We start from the raw sequence: 20,390 nt of genomic DNA on the forward strand, positions 1-20,390 counted from the left end.
GCCGCGCCCCCTTGGCCAATGCGCAAATCCACATCAAGTCGTTGACATCAGGCAGGTGTGGCCGTTGCGGCGCTTGTCCCGGCGTGGCGTAGCAACCGCCGCATCCGCCACTCGAAGCCGAAGGTCAGTGCCACCGAGGCGCACGCCAGCCCCAATGCCAGCCCCCACCAGACGCCCACCGCGCCCCCGCCGAAGACGAAGGTGAACAACCAGGCGCTGGGTGCCCCGATGAGCCAATAGCACACCAGCCCGATCAGGAACGTGGTCTTGGCGTCCTTCAGCCCGCGAATAGAGCCCATGGCGATGGTCTGCACGCCATCGAAGAGCTCGAACCAGGCGGCGACCATCAGCAGCTGGACCGCCAGTTGGAAGATGGCGGCAAACGCCGGGTCGGCCCGGTCGATGAACAGCCCTACCAGTGCGTCTGGCAGCAACCAGAACAGGGCAGCGAAGGCGAACATCAGCATGGCTCCGAAGCCGATACCCACCCGGCCTGCGCTGCGCGCTGCGAGCAAGTTGCCCGCGCCGTAGTAATGGCCCACGCGCATGGTCACGGCATAGGACAGGCCAGTGGGCACCATGAAGGCGGTCGACACGATCTGCAGGGCGATCTGGTGCGCGCCCAACTCGGTACTGCCCAGCACGCCCATGCACAGCGCCGCGAAGGCGAACAGCCCTACCTCCACCATGTAGGTGCCGCCGATCGGCAGGCCCAGCCGCCACAGCTCGCCCAACGCTGGCAGCGATGGCCGTGACAGGCCTTTGCGCAGTGGGTAGGCCGCATAGGCCGGGTGCCAGCGGATATACAGCGCCAGGGCAATGGCCATGCCCATCGAGACCACCGCAGTGACCAGGCCGATGCCCATCAGGCCAAGCTTGGGCAGGCCGAACATGCCCTCGATCAGTGCAACGTTCAGCAAGTAGTTGAGTACGGTACCCACCAGGCTGATGACCATCACCGGCGTAGAGCGGCCCAGGGCGCTGGTGAAGCCGCGCAAGGCCATGAAGGTCAGGTAGCCCGGCAAAGCCAGCGGCAGCAGGGTGAGAAACTCGGCCGCCGAGGCCACGTTGTCAGGCTGTTGCCCGAAGAGCAGCAGGACAGGTTCGAGGTTCCACAGCACCAGCGCCGCGAACAGGGCCAGGCCCCAGGCCAGCCACAGACCGCTTTGCGCCAGCCGTGTGGCGCCCTCGATGTCATTGGCGCCCCTGCGGAAGGCTACCAGGGTGCCAACCGCCGCGATGACGCCCAGGCAGAAGATGGACACGAACGAATAGCCCGCCGCGCCCAATCCGCCCCCGGCCAGGGCCTGCGGGCTGATGCGTGCCATCATCAGGGTGTCGGTCAGTACCATGAGCATGTGCGCCAGCTGCGAGGCGATCAGTGGGCCTGCCAAGCGCAGTAATGCCTTGAGCTCGAGCGTAGGTGCGACGTGCATGGATGTGATCCTTGGCAAAGACAATGGCGGACGAGGGCGATTCTGAGGCTTGGGTCAGCTTTTAACAAAAGGATAAATGCGATCATTGGCATGAGTTTTAATCATGGCGATATGATGCGCAGGTCGCCGCTTCTCCACCGAACAAGGAATCTCATGACCCGCAAGCTGCCGCCCCTGTATGCGCTGCGTGCATTCGAAGCCGCGGCGAGGTTGAACTCATTCACCCGTGCTGGCGAAGCGTTGTCCATTACCCAAAGCGCGGTCAGCCGGCACGTTCGCACGCTGGAGGATCACTTTGCCTGCCGCCTGTTCACGCGCAGTGGCCGCAGCCTGCAACTGACCGAAGCGGCGCGGGTGCTGCTACCGGGTGTGCGCGAAGGCTTTGCCGCGCTTGAGCGTGCCTGTGACACGTTGCGCGGTGAAGACGACATGCTGCGCATGAAGGCGCCGTCCACCCTGACCATGCGTTGGTTGCTGGCCCGGCTAAGCCGCTTCCGTCGGCTGCAGCCTGGCAATGAAGTGCAACTGACCAGTGCCTGGATGGACGTCGACCATGTGGACTTCAACCAGGAACCTTTCGATTGCGCGGTGCTGCTGGGCGATGGGGTGTTCCCGGCGGAGTGGGAGGTGCGCAAGCTGTTCCCCGAACTGCTGGTGCCGGTGGGCGCACCAGGGCTGCTGGATGACGGGCCTTGGTGCGCGGCGCGCCTTGCGAGCAGCGAACTGCTGCACCCCACAATGGACAAGCGCGACTGGCGAGTGTGGCTGGAACGCCTGGGCCTGGGTAGCAGGGTTTCGCTCAAGGGCGGCCAGGTGTTCGACACGCTGGAACTGGGCATGATTGCAGCGGCCCGTGGCTACGGTGTTTCGATTGGCGACCTGATCATGGTGGCCGAAGATGTGGCGCAGGGGCGCATGAGCCTGCCATGGCCCACGGCGGTCCCCAGCGGCTTGGACTACTACCTGGTATGGCCGCGGACCCGACCGGGCGGCGAGCGGCTGCGCCGCCTCAGTGCCTTCCTGCAAGCAGAGGTGGCTGCCATGGCGCTACCCGAGGTGGTGATCCTGCCAGCCCTTTGATTGCGAGCGCTATATCCCGGTCCGACACTCAAGTATTCAGCACCAACGCCGATCAAGTGGCACCAGCGTCCCGGAAGAGGGCGCGCTTTCCGTCAAATAAAAGCGGGCGGTCAGCGTGATCAGGATGATCCCGGCCTCTTGCCAGGAGCTTGTTCATGCCTCAACCGCGTGCCCGGATTGCCTCGCAACTCGGTATCGCCCTCGCCATCGTGCTGGCGCTGGTGATTTCCGGCAGTACCCTTTTTGCCCTGCGTTCACTGGACGATGCCAACCTCGCCACGCGTCAGGCCCACCTGGCCAGTGAGGCGCGCTTGCTGGCTGACCAGCTTGACACGTTCCACGGCTCGCTCAAGGACAATACCCAGCGCTTGAGCGGCTTGTTCGAGCGACGCTTCGCATCAGGGCTGTCGGTGCATGCAGGGCAGACCGTGCAGATCGCAGGGCAGGCAACGCCGGCCCTGTACCTGGGCGATCAGCTCTTGAACAATGACTTCCAGCAGGTGGACGACTTCCAGCAGATGACGGCCGGTATCGCCACGGTGTTCGTGCGCAGTGGCGACGATTTCGTGCGCATCAGCACCAACCTGAAGAAACAGGACGGCAGCCGCGCCATCGGTACCCAGCTCGACCGCCAGCACCCCGCCTACACCAAGTTACTGGCCGGGCAGCTGTACGTTGGCCGTGCCGTGTTGTTCGACCGCAACTACATGACGCGCTACGTGCCGATGACCGACGGTAATGGCCGGGTGATTGCGGTGCTGTTCGTGGGTTTCGATTACACCGATGCGCAGAACGCTCAGTTCGCCAACCTCAAACGCTTCCGCATTGGCCAGACCGGTTCATTGGCACTGCAGGATGAAAAGGGCCAGTGGCTGGTGGCGCCGGCCAATGCCGAGCAGCCGCTGTACAGTGCGACGGCGCCCTTTGCCGAAGGGCCCTGGACGGTGGTTGCGAGCATGCCCCTGGCGGAGATCCGCGAGGTAACCTGGAGCGTGGGCCTGCGCCTTGCCGTCGGCAGCGTGCTGGCCATGCTCATGGCCGTGGCTGCCACGCTGTGGTTGCTCAGGCGCAAGCTGCGCCCGCTGGATGACTTGGTACGGCAGGCCCAAGCGCTCGGAGCGGGTGACCTTAACGCACGGCTGAACGTGACCAGCCACGATGAAATCGGGCAGTTGGCACGCAGCTTCAACACGATGGGTGAAGCGCTCTCAAACATGGTCGAGCACATCCGCAGTGCCTCCGAGCAAGTTAGCACCCGCGCCCGCTCGCTGTCAGGCCTGTCGGCTGGCGCCTGTGTGGGCATGGACCAGCAATCGGGCGAAATCACCAGCATGGCAGGCGCGGTGGAAGAGTTCAGCGCCACGTCCATGAACATCGCGGACAATATGGCTGGCACCGAGCGCATGGCCCGCGACAATGCCCAGCAGACCCGCGTGGGCCGCGGCGCCATGGAAGAAGCGTCGCACTCGCTCAAGCAGATCGCCGATGCCCTGGGTGGTACCGCCACGGTCATGAACAGCCTGGGTGCACGTTCGCAAGAGATCGGCAGCATCATCAGCGTCATCACCGCTATCGCTGAGCAGACCAACCTGTTGGCCTTGAACGCTGCCATCGAAGCGGCCCGTGCCGGTGAGCAGGGGCGTGGCTTTGCCGTGGTGGCTGACGAGGTGCGTGGCCTGGCAGCGCGAACCCGCCAGGCCACCGATGAAATATCCGGCATGATCAACAGCATCCAGCAGCAGACCGGGCACGCCATCACCACACTGGAGCAGAGTAACCAGCTGATGCAGGACGGCCTTGAGCGTAACGACAAGGTCGCGCAAGCACTTGCCCGCATCGACGAACAAAGCCGTGCGGCGGGTGAGCAGTTTGCCGTGATCAGTACGGCGACCCAGGAGCAGAGCAGCACAGCGACCGTGCTGAGCCGCAATTTGCAGAGCATCGCCCAGGCCAACGGTGAGCAGCGCGAGGTGGCCAACGAGCTGGCACTCACAGCGCGGGAGCTGGAAGGATTGGCTGCGCAGTTGCGTCAGGAAGTGGACCGCTTCCGCTGACACGGTGGGGCACCCACGTGCCCCTTCACTCTGTCGCCTTACAGCGATACCAGGTTCAATGCCTGGGCGCAGGCCTGCAGCGAGCGGCGCTCGCTTTGCGCATACAGCGCCAGTTCATCCTGCACCTGCAGCCCCAGCGCCGCTTCGAAGGCCGCGCGGTTGGCGTTGCTGCCGTACTCGGCCTGGGCATCGTCGCCCAGGTTGGACTGGAAGATCCCTGCGGCGCTTACCGGCAAGAAATCCTCGTACACCAGCGCCTCGAAATGCACGTGGTCTGCGTCGACCAGCCCTTGCAGGGTAGTTGGCCTGCCTTGCTTATCGCGCGCGGCCAGGCCTTTCTCGGTGGCGAAGTAGCGAAAATACGCCAGGCCCTGTTCACGCATCTGCGCCAGGTCGTCCGGGAAGGCGGCGAAGGTGTCGGTGAGTATCGCCATGTACCGTGCGGCATTGGCCTCGACGGGCGCACCCCCCAATGCGACACGCGTCGTGTCGAGCAGCTTGTCATAGAGCTGGCGCCCCTTCGGTGTCAACGCCGCGCCACGTTGCTCGATTTCCCCAAAGCGCGCGGTGTGGCTGCCTTCGCTACCGTGCTGACCGCAGAATGCGACCTTTTCCTGCAGGGCCTTGAAGCTGGTCTGGCGCAGCAGGATTGGGTGGCGGCGGGGAGGGGGGCCTTCGACCACGGCCTTGGGCGTGATGCCCTTGGCTGGCATGCCGAGCTGGATGGCATCGATGTCCAGGGTGCGCGGAGTCAGGTGGTTGATGTGCGGACCCCTGAACGCGACCACATCGGCAAGCAGGCGGTGCTGGTCGTGCAGCTGCTGGTATTGCTCGGCGGTGACGGTGGCGTCGTGGTGCCAGCGGAAGGTCTGCAGGGCTTGCTCTACGAAAGCCTGAGCATCTGCGGCATTCAAGCCGCCATCGCGTTCGTGCTGCTCGATCAGATGGAGTACGCGAGGGGTGAAGATCTGGCGTTTGGCCAGGATATCCTTGGCCATTTCCCGCAACTGCAGGTTGTCGATCAGCTCCAAGCGCAACAGCGAGGTGAAGACGCGGAACGGGCTGACGTGCAGCGACTGCTCGTGCACGGCACGGAACGCGGTGGAGTGCACCGGCACCCCAGCACTGCTGAGGTCGTAGTAGCCCACCGGCTGCATGCCCATGACCGCAAAAAGTCGCGCGATGGTCGCCAGCTCCTGGGCCGTACCTACTCGGATGGCCCCGTGGCGTTCATGGCCCAGCCGTTCGAGTTCCCCAGTCCAGCGCAGCGCCTGCGTCACTTCTGGCTGCTCGGCCATCACCTGCTGGTTGATTTCGCTCACCAGCGCAAGCAGCGTGCCGTACAACGGCACTTCCTGTTTGTACATGAGTGACATGGCGGCAGAAAACTGCGCACGGATGCTGTCGGGGCTGACGAAATCATGGGCGGGCATCGCTGGATTCCTGGTTGATGGCTGACCTTTACATGAAAACGGGGAATGCACCCGGTCTACAAGCGAAAAAAAGTAGGTGTGTCATTCCTTTTTTGATCGACGTAGGCGGGCTAGGGCGCTACGCCTGTCTAGAGCATCAGGCCTGCAACTGCTCACCGATCCAATCCACCAGCGCCCGCACCTTGGGCACTTCTGCGGCATGTTCGGCGTACGCCAGGTAGTGCGCGCCGGCACTGCGCATCGCATGGTTCCAAGGCATGACCAGGCTGCCTTCGGCCAACTCCTTTGCGACCAGGTAGCGCGGCACCAGCGCTACCCCGCAGCCGGCCTGGGCAGCGCTCAGTGCCATGTAGAAGGTGTCAAAGCGTGGGCCGTGGTAGGCGCTGACGCTTTGCAGGTCCTGCTCCAGGAACCATTCGTGCCAGGCTTCCGGCCGTGAAGTGCTTTGCAGCAACACCAGGTCGGTCAATGCCTCGGCACTGGCCAGGTCACGGCCGGCCAGTAACTCTGGCGAGCACACCGGCACCACTTCTTCACCGAACAGCTCGATGCAGCTGGCCCCCGGCCAGGTGCCCTGGCCGTAGAAGAACACGACGTCGGCCGAGCCCTGCAACAGCGAGAAGGGCTCCATTTCGTTGCGGATGTCCAAGTGAATGTTGCTGTGCCGCCGGCCGAAGCCCTTGAGGTGGGGGATCAGCCACCGCACACCAAAGCTCGGCTGCGTCGCGACCTTCAGGATCTCGGTCTGCTCCCCGTAGGTCAGCACATAGCGGCTGGACATATCGACCTGCGTGAGGATCTTGTTCACCTCGGCCAGATAGAGGCTGCCGGCTGGCGTGAGTTGTAAACGTCGGCGAATGCGCAGGAAAAGATGGTGACGCAACAGGTCTTCAAGCTGCGCGACCTGCTTGCTGACCGCACTCTGGGTCAAGTGCAGCTCTTCGGCGGCTCGGGTGAAGCTCAAGTGACGGGCTGCAGCTTCGAAGCACTGCAGGGCGGTCATGGAAGGCACCAGACGTTTTGACATAGCGTTCTCAAAGGCTCGAGTCATTACCTGACGGAATGATATGCGGAATAAAGGTCGTTTGTTGCGCTTAACTGATCGGATTAATACTGATCCACATCATATCCAACCTGTCCACCGATGTAGGAGAACACCAATGGTTGCTGGATTGCTCGAGCGCCTGGGGGTTGCTGCCCAGGCTTACACGCAAGGCGATTACGCTGTACACACGCCCATCGACGGCAGCCAGATCGCTTCGGTGACACTGCTCGGTCAAGCCGAGACTACCGCGCGCATCGAGCAGGCTCAGCAGGCCTTCGAGGCATGGCGCAGCGTGCCAGCCCCTCGCCGGGGTGAGCTGGTGCGCCTGTTCGGCGAAGTGCTGCGCGAGCACAAGGCAGACCTGGGTGAACTGGTTTCGATCGAGGCAGGCAAGATCACCCAGGAAGGTCTGGGCGAAGTGCAGGAAATGATCGACATCTGTGACTTTGCAGTGGGGCTGTCACGCCAGTTGTACGGCCTGACCATCGCCTCCGAACGCCCGGGTCACCACATGCGCGAAAGCTGGCACCCGCTGGGTGTGGTCGGTGTGATCAGCGCATTCAACTTCCCGGTGGCGGTCTGGTCCTGGAACACCGCCCTGGCCCTGGTGGCCGGCAACTCGGTGGTGTGGAAGCCCTCCGAGAAAACGCCATTGACCGCCCTGGCGTGCCAGGCGTTGTTCGACAAGGCGTTGAAAGCCTTCGGCGATGCGCCGGCAGGTCTCGCGCAGCTGGTCATCGGTGGCCGTGAAGCAGGCGAAGCCCTGGTCGATGACCCCCGCGTGGCCCTGGTGAGTGCCACCGGCAGCACGCGCATGGGCCGTGAAGTCGGGCCGCGTGTAGCCGCACGTTTCGGGCGCAGCATCCTGGAACTTGGCGGCAACAATGCCATGATCCTTGCACCCAGCGCCGACCTGGACCTGGCCGTGCGGGGCATTCTCTTCTCGGCAGTCGGCACTGCCGGGCAACGCTGTACCACGCTGCGCCGCCTCATCGTGCACCGTTCGATCAAGGACGAAGTGGTGGCTCGGGTCAAGGCCGCCTACGGCAAGGTGCGCATTGGCGACCCGCGCAAGGACAACCTGGTTGGGCCCCTGATCGACAAGGCCTCATTCGATGCCATGCAAGGCGCCCTGGCCAAGGCTCGCGACGAAGGGGGCCAAGTGTTCGGGGGCGAGCGTCAGTTGACCGACCAGTATCCCAATGCTTATTACGTGTCGCCTGCCATTGCCGAAATGCCTGGGCAAAGCGAGGTGGTGCGCCATGAAACGTTCGCGCCGATTCTCTATGTACTGGCTTACGATGACTTCGACGAAGCCTTGCGGCTGAACAACGAAGTCCCGCAGGGCTTGTCGTCCTGCATCTTTACCACCGATCTACGCGAGGCTGAGCGTTTCCAGAGCGCGGCTGGTAGCGATTGCGGTATCGCCAACGTCAACATCGGCACCAGCGGTGCCGAAATCGGCGGGGCGTTCGGGGGTGAGAAGGAGACCGGTGGTGGCCGTGAGTCCGGTTCAGATGCCTGGAAAGGCTATATGCGCCGTCAGACCAACACCGTGAACTACTCCCGTGAGTTGCCACTGGCGCAAGGCATCGTGTTCGACTGATCAGCGTAATGGTGTAGAACCAGGGGCACGGCCCCTGGTGGGCGACCAAGCCCGCGGCCATCAGGATCGGTGTGCTTGCACCGCTATCTGGGCATGCGGGCTTGGCTGCGAAAGGCCGCACGGCGGTCTCGAACAAGAATAAATTGCGGGAGCCGGGCCATGTCCGAACTGCGTCAAGAATGCTTGTGGGAATGCGTCACCGTGCCGAGCGTGACTGTCCAGGCCGTGGCGGGGGAGTACCACGCCGATGTCTGCGTGATCGGCGGCGGCATTACCGGATTGTCAGCAGCCATTCACCTGCTCGAGCAGGGCAAGTCGGTGATCGTACTGGAGGCCTGGAAAGTGGGCCACGGCGGCTCCGGCCGTAATGTCGGTCTGGTCAATGCCGGTACCTGGATTCGCCCGGATGATGTCGAGGCCACCCTGGGTCAGAAACAAGGCAGCCGGTTGAACACGGTGCTGGGTCAGGCCCCGGCCGATGTGTTCGCCATGATCGAACGCCTGGGCATCGACTGTCAGGCGCGGCACCAGGGCACCCTGCACATGGCACATAACGCGACCGGCATCGCCGATCTGCAGGCCCGCCACGAGCAATGGCGACGGCGCGGTGCCGATGTCGAACTGCTGACCGGCGCACAGTGCCAGGAATATTGCGGCACCGACAAGATCGCCGCCGCCCTGCTGGACCGGCGCGCCGGCACCATCAACCCGATGGGCTACACCCAGGGCCTGGCAGCTGCCGTGGTGCGCCTGGGTGGCAAGCTGTTCCAGCAGTCCGCAGTCCAGGGCCTGACGCGCGAAGGTGACAGCTGGCGTGTGCAGACTGCACGCGGTTCGGTTCGCGCCGAGAAGGTGGTGATCTCCACTGGCGCCTACACCGAAGGGGACTGGAGCAACCTGCAAAAGCAGTTCTTCAAAGGCTATTACTACCAGGTCGCCTCCAAGCCATTGCAGGGCGCGCAGGCCGACAAGGTACTCCCTCACGGCCAAGGCTCCTGGGATACCCGCACCGTGCTCAGCAGTATCCGTCGCGATGATCAGGGCCGTTTGCTGCTCGGTAGCCTGGGCCGGGTCGACAATAAACCCGCGTGGTTCGTGCGCAGCTGGGCCGACCGTATCCAGCGTCACTACTACCCGACGCTTGGCAAGGTCGAATGGGACATGCACTGGACCGGCTGCATCGACTTTACGCCCGACCACCTGATGCGTTTGTTCGAACCCGCCCCAGGGTTGGTGGCGGTCACCGGCTACAACGGGCGCGGCAATACCACTGGCACCGTCATTGGCCGGGCGTTCGCCGAGTTTCTGTCCAAAGGGGAAGCCGCCAGCCTGCCCATACCGTTCTCGACCATGAAAGGCGTGAGCGCGACCTCACTGCGCACGGCGTTCTATGAGTCCGGATTCTCGCTGTACCACGCCGGCCAGTGCCTGCGCGTGGTGCTGTAAGGCAACGCTCCCCAACGGCAGCTGACGCCTCATTTGTGCAGCCAGCTCAGGAAACCGCCTTTCTTGATGGAAGCAGGCTTGTGCAAGAGCAGCGAATCGCGACCCTGACGTCGGACGCGTTGCAGTTTGCCCAAGGCGGTCTGCACATCGCCGTGCTGCTGCAGATACGCTTTGACCCGTTGCTTGTCGATGCGATACAGCAGGCAACTGGTCAAGGTTCTGAACTCCACCAGCGAGTCGTCTTCATCGACGAGCCCGTCGATACCCAGTACTTCACCTGGGCCCATGCGTCCGGCCTCCAGGCGCTTGCCATCTTCCAGCACCGCCGCTGATACGACACCTCGCCCTATGACCAGCACATGCTCGGACTGCTTGCCCACCTCCAGGATCGTTGTGTCAGCCAGGTACTCAACAGCGATCATGTGTTGGCTCAGTGCGTCGCGCTCTTCATCACTCAGCGCGCGGAACACCCGTACTTCGTCCAGCACCTCCCGTTGACGGCTTCGCGGCGCCGTCGCCAGGTCCTGGTTCCAGATGACCCCGTTCGCTTCCAGGTGCCGATGGGCCAGGTCGAACAACTGGTTGCGCGTAGCGTTCTTGGCGCTCATATCGGCGATGAAACCGCTGGCTTCGTATTCCACCGAATCGAGCGTCGCGGTTTTCACGGCCACCTTGGGGGCAGGTGAAGGGAGGAGCGCACGGGTACCGCGCAGCGCCTTTTCCAGCGCATCGAACACTTTGCCAGGGCGCACGCTTGCAGGCACGACCACGCTGATCGACACGCCATGCACATCAGTTGGACGGCTATGGTTGAGCAAGCGGGCCTTGGCAGCCACGGAGTTCGGGATGACCGCCAGGCTACCGCTGCTGGTGAGCAGCCGCGTGGCACGCCAGTCGATATCCAGCACCTTGCCCTCCGTGCCATCGATGGAAACGGCGTCACCGATCTGATAGGGCCGCGTGGTGTTGAGCACGATGCCGCTGAACACGTCCGCCAGGGTGCTCTGCAAGGCCAGGCCGATGACGATGGCCATCACTCCCGATGTGGCCAGCAGCCCTTTGACGGGCAATTGCAGTACATAGCCGGCCGCCGCCACCACCGCGGCGATGAAGATCAACGCCCCGAGCACATCCTGCAGCAACCGGCCGCCGTGGCTGCCGCGCGCCACCAACAGCAGGCCGAAAACCACCGTGACGGTGCGCGCGCCAAACAGCCACCAGGCGATGGCAAGCACCGTGGCCAACAAGTTACGGGCAACGTCGTCGGCCCAGGGCGCGGGCTGTAGCGGGCTCATCCCTGCCGCCACCAGCACCAGGCTGAAGAGCAGGAACAGGGTCAGCCGCGCGGCTATTCGCCAGGCATGGCGCTGTGCCGGGATCAGCTGCCAAACGATCAAGTCGAGCAACAACAAGGTGGTGCCGAGCAGCAGTGGGGAGGACTGGATGAACGCCAGCATGATGGTCTCGGGACAGGGAAGGGCTGCCGGTAGTAATAGAGCAGGTTCACGCAGGAGGCAATGGGCATGGCGTTGCATTGAACCGGCCCTACAGGGCGCTGAACCATCGTTCACAAAATAGAACGCTAAAGCCAAAAAACGCTATCTACCGCCGAAAACTGGATGGTTTTAATCTCCCATCAACGCGAAACACCCCACCTACTGCAAATCACGACTACTGGAGCTACCGCCATGACTCAATTCAAATACAACCGCCTGAACAAAGACGACGCTGCCGTTCTGCTGGTCGATCACCAGGCTGGGTTGCTGTCGCTGGTGCGCGATATCGAGCCCGACACCTTCAAGAACAATGTGCTGGCCCTGGCGGACCTGGCCAAGTTCTTCAACCTGCCGACCATCCTGACCACCAGCTTCGAGCAAGGCCCCAACGGCCCATTGGTGCCAGAGCTCAAGGCCCTGTTCCCGGACGCGCCTTACATTGCGCGTCCTGGCCAGATCAACGCCTGGGACAACGAAGACTTCGTCAAGGCGGTGAAAGCCACTGGCAAGAAGCAGCTGATCATCGCGGGTGTCGTCACCGAAGTGTGCGTGGCCTTCCCGGCCCTGGCCGCCCTGGAGGAAGAATTCGAGGTGTTCGTGGTGACCGACGCGTCCGGCACCTTCAATGCCATGACCCGCGATGCCGCCCACGACCGCATGAGCCGTGCTGGCGCGCAGTTGATGACCTGGTTCGGCGTAGCCTGCGAACTGCATCGTGACTGGCGCAACGACGTGGAGGGCCTGGCCGCACTGTGCTCCAACCATATCCCTGACTACCGCAACCTGATGACCAGCTACAACGCCTTCAACGCCAGCAAGTAACCCCATCGCCGCGGGCACCCCGGCCGGTGCCCGCCGGGCCGCACACCTCGATAACGTTCAGCCCGTCCACTGTTGCCCAGCGCAAGCGGGCAGGCTCAGCCCAAGGAATGCAGATGAACACCGCCGCCCAAGACAACCGCGACGTGGTTACCCTGGTGATCCAGCACAAGGTCCGCGCCGCGTCACTGAACGACTACGAAGTGTGGCTCAAGCATGCGGTAGGCACCGCCCGCCGCCAGGCGGGGCACCTGGACGTCAATGTCATTCGACCCGATGAGGGCGGTCTACACTTCACCACCGTGGTCCGGTTCGCCAACGCCGACCTGTTGCAGGCGTGGGTCAACTCAGCAGAACGCCAGGCGATGGTCCGGGACGTGCTGCCGCTGCTCGACGGTGGTGACAGCCCTCAGGTCCATGAGGACCCGGAATTCTGGTTCACACCACCCGGCACCCGCGCCGTACCACCACCGCGTTGGAAACAGGCGGTGCTGACGTACCTGGTGATCTGCCCGATGACGTTGGTGGTGCCGCACCTGCTGGCCCCGTTATTCGAACGTTTGCCACAACTGGCTGGCCCGGTCAGAGGCACCCTGATCGGTAACCTGTTCGTCATCTTGCCTGTGGTGTTCTACATCATGCCCTGGGTCACCCGCCGTTGCGCCCATTGGCTGCGCGGCTGAACAAGCCTTTTTCCACGTACCACTAGGAGATACCGATATGAGCACGTTCCAAACGCGTGATGGCACTTCGATCTATTTCAAGGACTGGGGTACTGGCAAGCCGGTACTGTTCAGCCATGGTTGGCCGCTGGATGCCGACATGTGGGACACGCAGATGGAGTACCTGGCCAGCCGCGGCTACCGGACCATCGCCTTTGACCGCCGTGGCTTTGGGCGGTCGAGCCAGCCGTGGACCGGCTACGACTATGACACCTTCGCCGATGACATCGCGCAATTGATCGAGCACCTGGACCTGCGTGAGGTCACCCTGGTGGGCTTTTCGATGGGGGGCGGTGATGTCAGCCGCTATATCGGTCGCCACGGTACCGGGCGGGTGGCCGGGCTGGTGCTGCTGGGGGCCGTCACGCCTGTGTTCGGCAAGCGCGCAGACAATCCGGACGGGGTGGACCTGTCGGTGTTCGAAGGGATCGAGGCCGGGCTGCGGGCCGACCGCGCCCAGTTCATCGCCGACTTCGCGGCCCCGTTTTACGGGCTGAACCAGGGGCAGCAGGTGTCCCAGGGCGTGCAGACGCAGACCTTGAACATCGCGCTGCTGGCCTCGCTCAAGGCCACGCTGGACTGCGTGACGGCGTTCTCGCAGACCGATTTCCGGCAGGACCTGGCCAAGGTCGACGTGCCCACCTTGGTGATTCACGGCGACGCCGACCAGGTCGTGCCCTTCGAAACCACCGGCAAGCGCGCCGCGCAGTTGATCGCCGGCGCCGAGTTGAAAGTGTATGCCGGTGCGCCGCATGGGTTCGCAGTGACCCATGCGCAACAACTGAACGAAGACCTGCTGGCGTTTCTCCAGCGCTGAGCCAGACAGGCAAGCGGCGTCGCGACGACGCCGCTGCGCCTGACCTATGAACTCCATTCCAAGGAGGCCCTATGGACGCCGATCTGATTCTGTTCAACGGCAAGCTGCACACCGTCGACCGCGAGAACCCCAACGCCACCGCCGTGGCCATCAAGGATGGCCGTTTTATCGCCGTGGGCAGCGATGCCGAGGCCATGGCCCACAAAGGAACGGCCACTCAGATTGTCGACCTTCGCCGGCGCACCGTCATTCCCGGGCTCAACGACTCGCACCTGCACCTGATCCGCGGGGGCCTCAACTACAACTTGGAGCTGCGCTGGGAAGGGGTGCCGTCGGTGGCCGATGCCCTGCGCATGCTCAAGGACCAAGCCGCACGTACGCCGACCCCGCAATGGGTCAGGGTGGTGGGTGGCTGGAACGAGTTCCAGTTCGCCGAAAAGCGCATGCCCACCCTCGAGGAAATCAACCAGGCTGCCCCGGATACCCCGGTGTTCCTGCTGCACCTGTACGATCGGGCGTTGCTCAATCGTGCAGCGCTCAAGGCTGTGGGCTATGACAAGACCACGCCCAATCCGCCTGGCGGGGAAATCCAGCGTGACACGTTCGGCAACCCCACGGGCATGCTGATCGCGCGGCCGAACGCCATGATTCTCTACGCCACGCTGGCAAAAGGCCCCAAGCTGCCACTCGAATACCAGGTCAACTCCACGCGCCAGTTCATGCGCGAACTGAACCGATTGGGGCTGACCAGCGCCATCGATGCCGGTGGCGGCTACCAGAATTTCCCGGACGATTATTCGGTGATCCAGGAGCTGGCCGACAAAGGTCAACTGACGGTGCGCATCGCCTACAACCTGTTTACCCAGAAGCCCAAGGAAGAGCTGGACGATTTCCGCAAGTGGACTGCCAGCGTCAAGCTGCACAGTGGCACCGATTTCCTGCGTCACAACGGTGCGGGCGAAATGCTGGTGTTCTCGGCGGCTGACTTCGAAGACTTTCTGGAACCGCGCCCGGACCTGCCGCAGACCATGGAGCAAGAACTGGAGCCGGTGGTGCGGCACTTGGTCGAGCAACGCTGGCCGTTCCGTCTGCATGCGACCTATGACGAGTCGATCACACGCATGCTCGACGTGTTCGAGAAGGTCAACCGCGACGTACCGTTCAACGGCTTGCCGTGGTTCTTCGATCATGCCGAAACCATCACGCCCCGTAACATCGAGCGGGTACGCGCCCTGGGTGGCGGCATTGCCATTCAGGACCGCATGGCCTTCCAGGGCGAGTATTTCGTCGACCGCTATGGCGCCCAAGCGGCGCAGCAGACACCACCGATCCAGCGCATGCTGGAGATGGGGGTGCCGGTAGGGGCGGGCACCGATGCGACCCGCGTGTCCAGCTACAACCCGTGGACTTCGCTGTACTGGCTGGTCAGCGGCAAGACCGTTGGCGGCATGGCACTGTATCCCGAAGGGTTGAGCCGGGACACGGCCTTGCAGCTGTTCACCCAAGGCAGTGCCTGGTTTTCCAGTGAGCAGGGCAAGAAGGGGCAGATCAAGGTCGGTCAGCTCGCCGACCTGGCGGCGCTGTCGCAGGATTTCTTCTCGGTGGAGGAAGAGGCGATCAAGGGTATCGAGTCGGTGCTCACCCTGGTAGACGGCAAGGTCGTGTACGGCGCCGCCGAGTTCGACAAGCTGGGGCCACCGCAGGTGCCTGTGTTGCCTGAGTGGTCACCGGTCGCCAAGGTGCCCGGCCACTGGCGCGTGGGCACCCCCTCGCTGGCAGCCATGGCACACCAGTGCTCGGGCCCGTGCGGTGTCCATGCCCACAGCCATGAAAAGGCCCGGCATTCCAGCGTGCCGGTCAATGACTTCCAGGGGTTCTGGGGCGCGCTGGGTTGCTCGTGCTTTGCCTTCTAGGCCGAGATGCTGAGGGCTGTGCAGCAACCCGTCGCAGCCAGCCTGCAAGTACAGCGCAGGCCTCAACCCGCTTACCTCTGTGAGAGCGGCCTTGCCGGGGCAGCGAACCGACCGCGAGGGGCCGCATCACCAGCCCCGCCCACTCCCCCTGAAACTGTAGCGGCGGGACACTTCGGGCGCTCGCCATGAACGCTGCCGGCTCGAACCTCAAGCCATGTCGCAAAGCGCAAATTCGTCCGCCAGGTGATCGATCAATGCCCGCACCGAGGGCAGCAAGCCGCGTCGAGAGGGGAAGATCGCGTGCACGATGCCACTGCGCGGGTACCAGCCTGGCAGCAACTCCACCAGGCGGCCCGCTGCCAGGTCGTCACGCACGGCCACCCGTGGCAGGTGCGCAATGCCGATACCCGCCACTACGAAATGGCGCAGGGCGAACAGGTCGTCGGTGACCATGCGCGGCATGTGCGGTATGACGATGCTCTGGTTGTTGTCACCGTCTCGGGACAGCTCCCAGTGATACTCCCGCTGGGCACTGCCCCAATGCAGGCTGGGCAGCGTGCCCAGTAGCTGAGGATCGAAACCGTCGGGCAATTGCGCCAGGTGGTGGGGATGGCCTACCAGGCACTGGGTGCTGTCGCTCAGCACCTTCATCACCATGTCCGTGTTTTCCAGCGGCGGAAAACGAACACGCAGGGCAATGTCGAAGCCTTCATGCAAGAGATCGACGCGCCGGTTGGTGCTTTCGATGAACAGCTCCACCTGCGGGTACTTGAGCATGTAGCGCGTCAACATCGGCCCGACCCAAGCGTTGAGCAGGGTGGTCGGGCAACTGATGCGCACCAGCCCTCGTGGTTCGCTGCGGTTGCGCTCGATGATCTCGGCCGCACCCTCGGCTTCGACGCGCATGGCCAGGCAGCGGTTGTAATAAGCCTGGCCGATCTCGGTCAGTGCGAAGTGGCGGCTGGTGCGCTGCAGCAAGCGCACGCCCAGACGCTCTTCGAGCTCGGCAATGCGTCGGCTGAGTTTCGACTTGGGCATGTTCAGCGCCCGACCCGCCGGGGCGAAGCCACCGTGCTCGACCACCTGCGTGAAGTAGTAGAGCGAGTTGAGGTCTTCCAAGAATGCGTCTCCACAGAACCCGCCAAAGGCGGCCTGCGCAGTTTAACGTTCCTGGAAGCTGGATGCCGCATCTGGCGCTTGGGTCGCAGCGCGTCCGGGCTTGCCTTGGCCCGAGCGCCAGTGCAGGTTCAGTTCTGGACGCTTTGCACCGAGCCGCCATCGACCCGCAGGTTGCTGCCATTGATGAACGAAGCTCGCTCCGAAACCAGCAGCGCGATCGCGGCCGCGACCTCTTCAGGCTTGCCTCGGCGCTTCTGCACGATGCCGGGTCGTTCCTCTTCCAGGAAGCTTTCGATGGCCTCCTCGAAGCTCACGCCTTTCTCTTCGGCGCGCTGCTTCATCATGCCATCGGTCATGTTGGTTTCAATAAATGCCGGCGATACCGTGTTGCATAGCACCCCATGCGCCGCTTCCTTGTAGGACAGGTTCTTGATGAACGCGGCCAGTGCGGCCTTGGCGACGTTGTACACCGCCTCTTCCCAGTAAGGCTGCACGGCATTCTCGGAGGTGATGCACACCAACCGCCCCCAGCCCCGTTTGCGCATCGCCGGAACGGTGGCCCGCGCCACGCGCACGGCGGTGAAGAAGTCGGTATCCCAGGCTTCCTGGTAATCCTCATCCTTCATTTCCAGCGGGTCACCCTTGGCGCCTGTTACACCCGCGGTGTGCACCACGATGTCCACCTGACCAAACCGCTCTTCGGCTTGCCGAACCAGGCCGTTCACCTCGTCCTGATTGGTCATGTCTGCCGCGATCAGCAACGGGTCACCGCCCAACGCCTTGACGGCATCTTCGAGCTTGTCCTGGTCGATGTCAGTCAACACCAGCTTCACACCTTCCTCGGCGAGGAGGTGGGCAGTGGCCAGGCCAATGCCGCCAGCTGCGCCGCTGATCAGGGCCACACGGTTTTTCAAACCTAAATCCATCAACGATCTCCCAGGGAAAGTTCAGCAGCGATTGGTCTTGCGAAATCAAGCATCGGCTCGGCCAATGCCTGAGGGGTCTGGTAAGGCATCAGGTGGCCCGCACCGGGCAGGGTAAGCAAGGTGCCGTTGGGGAAGTGCGACAAGGTGGTGCGCCGCTGCTCTTGGGCGTCGGGCACCTGCTGGTCATCGGCGCCGCAGATCAGCAGGGCCGGATAGGGCAGCAGGCCGATGCGATCGCTCCAGTCCTCGCGACTGCCGTGATCGACCCAGGCACGCCAGGCGTCAAGGTTGACGGCCTGGGCGTCGGCGATGGCGACTTCGCGCAGCGCATCGGGCAGCCTGTGGTAGCTCGAGTCGTCGACGAAGGCTTCGGCTTGCTCCCGACTGGCGGTGTAGGCCCGTTGCTGGTCGCGGTCTTCATCGCTCATCGGCTGGGGGCCGGGAGGCGATGGGGCCACCAGGATCAGGCCCCGAAGGTAGTCCGGGCGACGAGCGGCCAGCACGACCGCGACTTTGCCGGTCATCGAGTGGCCAACGAGGATGCAGTGCTTGAGCCCAAGCTCACGGATGCTCGCATCGACCTGATCGGCCATTTCTTCAACGGTATAGCCGGTGACGGCATTGGCATCGCCGTACCCGGGTGTGTTCAGGGCGATGCAGGCATGCGCTCGGTCCAGGTAAGGGACCGTGGCGGACCATGTTCGGTGCGAACCACCCAAAAAATGCATCAACACGAAGGTAACGGGACCGCGGCCTTGCTGGCTGTGTGGGAGCATCGAGCACCTGAAATCGTTCGCTTTGTAGATGGAAAGCGAAGCGGCTGGGGAAGTTCATTCAGGCATTGAGGGCGCTGGACAGCCTTGTTTCTGCCGGGGGGGCGGGCACCAGGGTTCGCCCCTCAACCACTCCCGGGACGGTACTGCAGGGCCTCAGCCAGGTGCGCCCGGCCAATTGCCGTGCATCCCTCGAGGTCTGCCAGTGTTCTGGCGACCTTGAGCAATCGGTGTGCTGCTCGCAGCGACAACGTCAATCGTTCACAGGCGCCTTCCAACCAAGCCTGATCAGGTGCTGCCAAGCTACAGTGCTGGCGCAGGCCATCGAGGTTGAGAAATGCATTGGCGCACCCTTGCCGACGTTGTTGCACCTCCCGGGCGTGCGCGACCTGAAGGGCGACGTCGGCGCTGCTTTGCCCGCAAGGCTGGTTGTTGAGCGTGGTGCTCTCGCGCGCCACGGTCAGGTGCAAGTCGATCCGGTCCAGTAGCGGGCCTGACAGTTTGTTGCGATAACGGGATATCTGCTCGGTGCTGCAGCGGCATCGCCCTGTAGGGTCGCCCAGGTAGCCGCAAGGGCAGGGGTTCATGGCAGCGACGAGCTGAAAGCGGGCGGGAAAGCGCACTTTATCCCGCGCCCTGGCGATTACGATCTCGCCAGATTCCAGGGGTTCACGCAGCACTTCCAGTACCCGGCGCTCGAATTCGGGCAACTCGTCCAGAAACAGCACCCCGTGGTGGGCCAAGGTGATTTCCCCGGGCTGCGGCCGGCTTCCGCCACCCACCAGCGCAGGTCCGGAGGCGGAATGATGAGGGTGGCGAAACGGCCGTTGTGGCCAGCTGTTCAGCGGGGTGTGCCCGCTGACCGACTGGATGGCGGCGACCTCCAGCGCTTCATGCTCATCCAGCGGTGGCAGCAGGCCCGGCAGGCGGCTGGCCAACAAGGTTTTGCCAGTACCTGGCGGCCCGGTGAAAAGCAGGTTGTGCGCCCCGGCAGCGGCCAGTAGCAGCGCGCGTTTGGCCGCCAGTTGCCCCTGCACCTCGCTCAGGTCGGGGTAGGGGCGAGGGTTCAGGAGCAAGCCATTGGCGGCATAGGCAGCTAGCGGTACCTGTCCGTTCAGGTGGGCCACCAGCTCCAATAGATGGCCTACGGCATACACCACCAGGCCACTGGCAAGGCTGGCTTCCTCGGCATTTTCACGGGGCACTACCAGTGCCCGCCCCGCCTGGCGTGCGGCAAGCGCTGCGGGCAAGACGCCCTGTACCGGCCGCAACGCGCCCGACAGTGCCAGCTCGCCCAGGCATTCGAGCTCGGCCAGGGTGGCCACGGGCACCTGGGCATCGGCCGCCAGGATGCCCAGGGCGATGGCCAGGTCGTAGCGGCCACCGTCCTTGGGCAGGTCGGCCGGAGCGAGGTTTTGCGTGATGCGCCGGGCTGGGTAGTTCAGGCCACTGTTGACGATGGCACTGCGCACGCGGTCCTTGCTTTCCTTGACCGTGGTTTCGGGCAAGCCGACCAGTGTGAGATGAGGCAAGCCATTGGCCAGGTGGGTTTCAACGCTGACGGCCGGGGCCTGCACGCCTACCTGGGCGCGGCTGTGAACAAGGGCTAAAGACATGGGCGCTCCATTCGCTGCCAAGACCGCTTCCTGCGGATGGACCCAGCATAGCGAGCCGAGACGGGGCAGGGGATGCCAGTGTGCTTCTG

General features: G+C 63.6%; 16 protein-coding genes and 1 pseudogene. 9 read left to right on the top strand and 8 right to left on the bottom strand.

Translation table 11 applies throughout. From position 1 onward, the window contains the following. Positions 1 to 47: 47 nt before the first annotated feature. Complete coding sequence (locus B2S33_RS09600) at positions 48 to 1,436, bottom strand: NorM family multidrug efflux MATE transporter (RefSeq protein WP_027913387.1); 1,389 nt, start codon at positions 1,434 to 1,436, stop codon at positions 48 to 50. A gap of 153 nt (positions 1,437 to 1,589) precedes the next feature. On the opposite strand from B2S33_RS09600, the gene B2S33_RS09605 reads away from it, so the two are divergent. From B2S33_RS09605 to B2S33_RS21580, 3 genes and pseudogenes are all read left to right on the top strand, one after another. After that, complete coding sequence (locus B2S33_RS09605; protein ID WP_288650186.1) at positions 1,590 to 2,516, top strand: LysR substrate-binding domain-containing protein; 927 nt, start codon at positions 1,590 to 1,592, stop codon at positions 2,514 to 2,516. Positions 2,517 to 2,671: 155 nt separating this feature from the next. Continuing rightward, positions 2,672 to 3,715, top strand: a pseudogene (locus B2S33_RS21575) (Cache 3/Cache 2 fusion domain-containing protein); the annotation flags it as partial. Positions 3,716 to 3,847: 132 nt separating this feature from the next. After that, positions 3,848 to 4,570 (top strand): methyl-accepting chemotaxis protein, encoded by a 723-nt coding sequence (locus B2S33_RS21580; RefSeq protein WP_414707710.1) that lies wholly within the window; start codon positions 3,848 to 3,850, stop codon positions 4,568 to 4,570. 38 nt (positions 4,571 to 4,608) lie between these two features. Here the strand turns inward: B2S33_RS21580 and hglS are convergent, their stop codons facing one another. Then, the gene (hglS, locus tag B2S33_RS09615; RefSeq protein ID WP_288650188.1) at positions 4,609 to 6,003 is read right to left on the bottom strand and encodes a 2-oxoadipate dioxygenase/decarboxylase HglS; all 1,395 of its coding nucleotides are present in this window, start codon (positions 6,001 to 6,003) and stop codon (positions 4,609 to 4,611) included. A 136-nt stretch (positions 6,004 to 6,139) separates the two neighbouring features. Continuing rightward, entirely contained in the window at positions 6,140 to 7,030 is an 891-nt protein-coding gene (locus B2S33_RS09620) for a LysR family transcriptional regulator (RefSeq protein ID WP_049695297.1), read from the bottom strand. Between the two features lie 133 nt (positions 7,031 to 7,163). Here B2S33_RS09620 and B2S33_RS09625 point away from each other — a divergent pair, with 133 nt between their 5' ends. Then, positions 7,164 to 8,654 carry an aldehyde dehydrogenase family protein gene (locus B2S33_RS09625; RefSeq protein WP_028686768.1) on the top strand — a complete coding sequence of 497 codons (1,491 nt, stop codon included), beginning with the start codon at positions 7,164 to 7,166 and terminating at the stop codon, positions 8,652 to 8,654. Between the two features lie 159 nt (positions 8,655 to 8,813). Further along, complete coding sequence (locus tag B2S33_RS09630; RefSeq protein ID WP_027913393.1) at positions 8,814 to 10,100, top strand: NAD(P)/FAD-dependent oxidoreductase; 1,287 nt, start codon at positions 8,814 to 8,816, stop codon at positions 10,098 to 10,100. Between the two features lie 29 nt (positions 10,101 to 10,129). On the opposite strand, the gene B2S33_RS09635 is transcribed toward B2S33_RS09630, so the two are convergent. Then, positions 10,130 to 11,557, bottom strand: a complete 1,428-nt coding sequence (locus B2S33_RS09635) for a mechanosensitive ion channel family protein (protein WP_027913394.1) — start codon at positions 11,555 to 11,557, stop codon at positions 10,130 to 10,132. A 231-nt stretch (positions 11,558 to 11,788) separates the two neighbouring features. On the opposite strand from B2S33_RS09635, the gene ycaC reads away from it, so the two are divergent. The 4 genes from ycaC (at position 11,789) to B2S33_RS09655 (ending at position 15,867) form a co-directional block, all read left to right on the top strand. After that, positions 11,789 to 12,418, top strand: a complete 630-nt coding sequence (ycaC, locus tag B2S33_RS09640) for an isochorismate family cysteine hydrolase YcaC (protein WP_027913395.1) — start codon at positions 11,789 to 11,791, stop codon at positions 12,416 to 12,418. 113 nt (positions 12,419 to 12,531) lie between these two features. After that, the gene (locus B2S33_RS09645; protein WP_059183534.1) at positions 12,532 to 13,098 is read left to right on the top strand and encodes an antibiotic biosynthesis monooxygenase; all 567 of its coding nucleotides are present in this window, start codon (positions 12,532 to 12,534) and stop codon (positions 13,096 to 13,098) included. A 37-nt stretch (positions 13,099 to 13,135) separates the two neighbouring features. Then, on the top strand, positions 13,136 to 13,954 hold the full coding sequence (locus B2S33_RS09650; RefSeq protein ID WP_027913397.1) for an alpha/beta fold hydrolase: 819 nt from the start codon (positions 13,136 to 13,138) through the stop codon (positions 13,952 to 13,954). A 71-nt stretch (positions 13,955 to 14,025) separates the two neighbouring features. Further along, the gene (locus tag B2S33_RS09655) at positions 14,026 to 15,867 is read left to right on the top strand and encodes an amidohydrolase (protein WP_288650189.1); all 1,842 of its coding nucleotides are present in this window, start codon (positions 14,026 to 14,028) and stop codon (positions 15,865 to 15,867) included. Positions 15,868 to 16,074: 207 nt separating this feature from the next. Here the strand turns inward: B2S33_RS09655 and B2S33_RS09660 are convergent, their stop codons facing one another. The 4 genes from B2S33_RS09660 to B2S33_RS09675 form a co-directional block, all read right to left on the bottom strand. Beyond that, positions 16,075 to 16,986: a LysR substrate-binding domain-containing protein gene (locus B2S33_RS09660; protein ID WP_110606350.1), complete on the bottom strand. Its 912-nt coding sequence runs from the start codon at positions 16,984 to 16,986 to the stop codon at positions 16,075 to 16,077. Positions 16,987 to 17,114: 128 nt separating this feature from the next. Then, the gene (locus B2S33_RS09665; RefSeq protein WP_059183535.1) at positions 17,115 to 17,912 is read right to left on the bottom strand and encodes an SDR family NAD(P)-dependent oxidoreductase; all 798 of its coding nucleotides are present in this window, start codon (positions 17,910 to 17,912) and stop codon (positions 17,115 to 17,117) included. Continuing rightward, positions 17,912 to 18,688 carry an alpha/beta fold hydrolase gene (locus tag B2S33_RS09670; protein ID WP_027913400.1) on the bottom strand — a complete coding sequence of 259 codons (777 nt, stop codon included), beginning with the start codon at positions 18,686 to 18,688 and terminating at the stop codon, positions 17,912 to 17,914. Before B2S33_RS09670 ends, B2S33_RS09665 begins: the two co-directional genes overlap by 1 nt. Positions 18,689 to 18,810: 122 nt before the next feature. After that, positions 18,811 to 20,301: a YifB family Mg chelatase-like AAA ATPase gene (locus tag B2S33_RS09675; RefSeq protein WP_059183536.1), complete on the bottom strand. Its 1,491-nt coding sequence runs from the start codon at positions 20,299 to 20,301 to the stop codon at positions 18,811 to 18,813. Positions 20,302 to 20,390 lie beyond the last annotated feature (89 nt).

Source organism: Pseudomonas sp. UBA5568 (genome assembly GCF_002425525.1).
GTDB classification, from domain to species: Bacteria; Pseudomonadota; Gammaproteobacteria; order Pseudomonadales; family Pseudomonadaceae; genus Aquipseudomonas; species Aquipseudomonas fulva.

Excerpts from the sequence above, each read along its gene's own strand:
- B2S33_RS09600 (WP_027913387.1), bottom strand. The coding sequence starts at position 1,436 with ATGCACGTCGCACCTACGCTCGAGCTCAAGGCATTACTGCGCTTGGCA.
- B2S33_RS09605 (WP_288650186.1), top strand. The coding sequence starts at position 1,590 with ATGACCCGCAAGCTGCCGCCCCTGTATGCGCTGCGTGCATTCGAAGCC.
- B2S33_RS21580 (WP_414707710.1), top strand. The coding sequence starts at position 3,848 with ATGGCAGGCGCGGTGGAAGAGTTCAGCGCCACGTCCATGAACATCGCG.
- hglS (WP_288650188.1), bottom strand. The coding sequence starts at position 6,003 with ATGCCCGCCCATGATTTCGTCAGCCCCGACAGCATCCGTGCGCAGTTT.
- B2S33_RS09620 (WP_049695297.1), bottom strand. The coding sequence starts at position 7,030 with ATGTCAAAACGTCTGGTGCCTTCCATGACCGCCCTGCAGTGCTTCGAA.
- B2S33_RS09625 (WP_028686768.1), top strand. The coding sequence starts at position 7,164 with ATGGTTGCTGGATTGCTCGAGCGCCTGGGGGTTGCTGCCCAGGCTTAC.
- B2S33_RS09630 (WP_027913393.1), top strand. The coding sequence starts at position 8,814 with ATGTCCGAACTGCGTCAAGAATGCTTGTGGGAATGCGTCACCGTGCCG.
- B2S33_RS09635 (WP_027913394.1), bottom strand. The coding sequence starts at position 11,557 with ATGCTGGCGTTCATCCAGTCCTCCCCACTGCTGCTCGGCACCACCTTG.
- ycaC (WP_027913395.1), top strand. The coding sequence starts at position 11,789 with ATGACTCAATTCAAATACAACCGCCTGAACAAAGACGACGCTGCCGTT.
- B2S33_RS09645 (WP_059183534.1), top strand. The coding sequence starts at position 12,532 with ATGAACACCGCCGCCCAAGACAACCGCGACGTGGTTACCCTGGTGATC.
- B2S33_RS09650 (WP_027913397.1), top strand. The coding sequence starts at position 13,136 with ATGAGCACGTTCCAAACGCGTGATGGCACTTCGATCTATTTCAAGGAC.
- B2S33_RS09655 (WP_288650189.1), top strand. The coding sequence starts at position 14,026 with ATGGACGCCGATCTGATTCTGTTCAACGGCAAGCTGCACACCGTCGAC.
- B2S33_RS09665 (WP_059183535.1), bottom strand. The coding sequence starts at position 17,912 with ATGGATTTAGGTTTGAAAAACCGTGTGGCCCTGATCAGCGGCGCAGCT.
- B2S33_RS09670 (WP_027913400.1), bottom strand. The coding sequence starts at position 18,688 with ATGCTCCCACACAGCCAGCAAGGCCGCGGTCCCGTTACCTTCGTGTTG.
- B2S33_RS09675 (WP_059183536.1), bottom strand. The coding sequence starts at position 20,301 with ATGTCTTTAGCCCTTGTTCACAGCCGCGCCCAGGTAGGCGTGCAGGCC.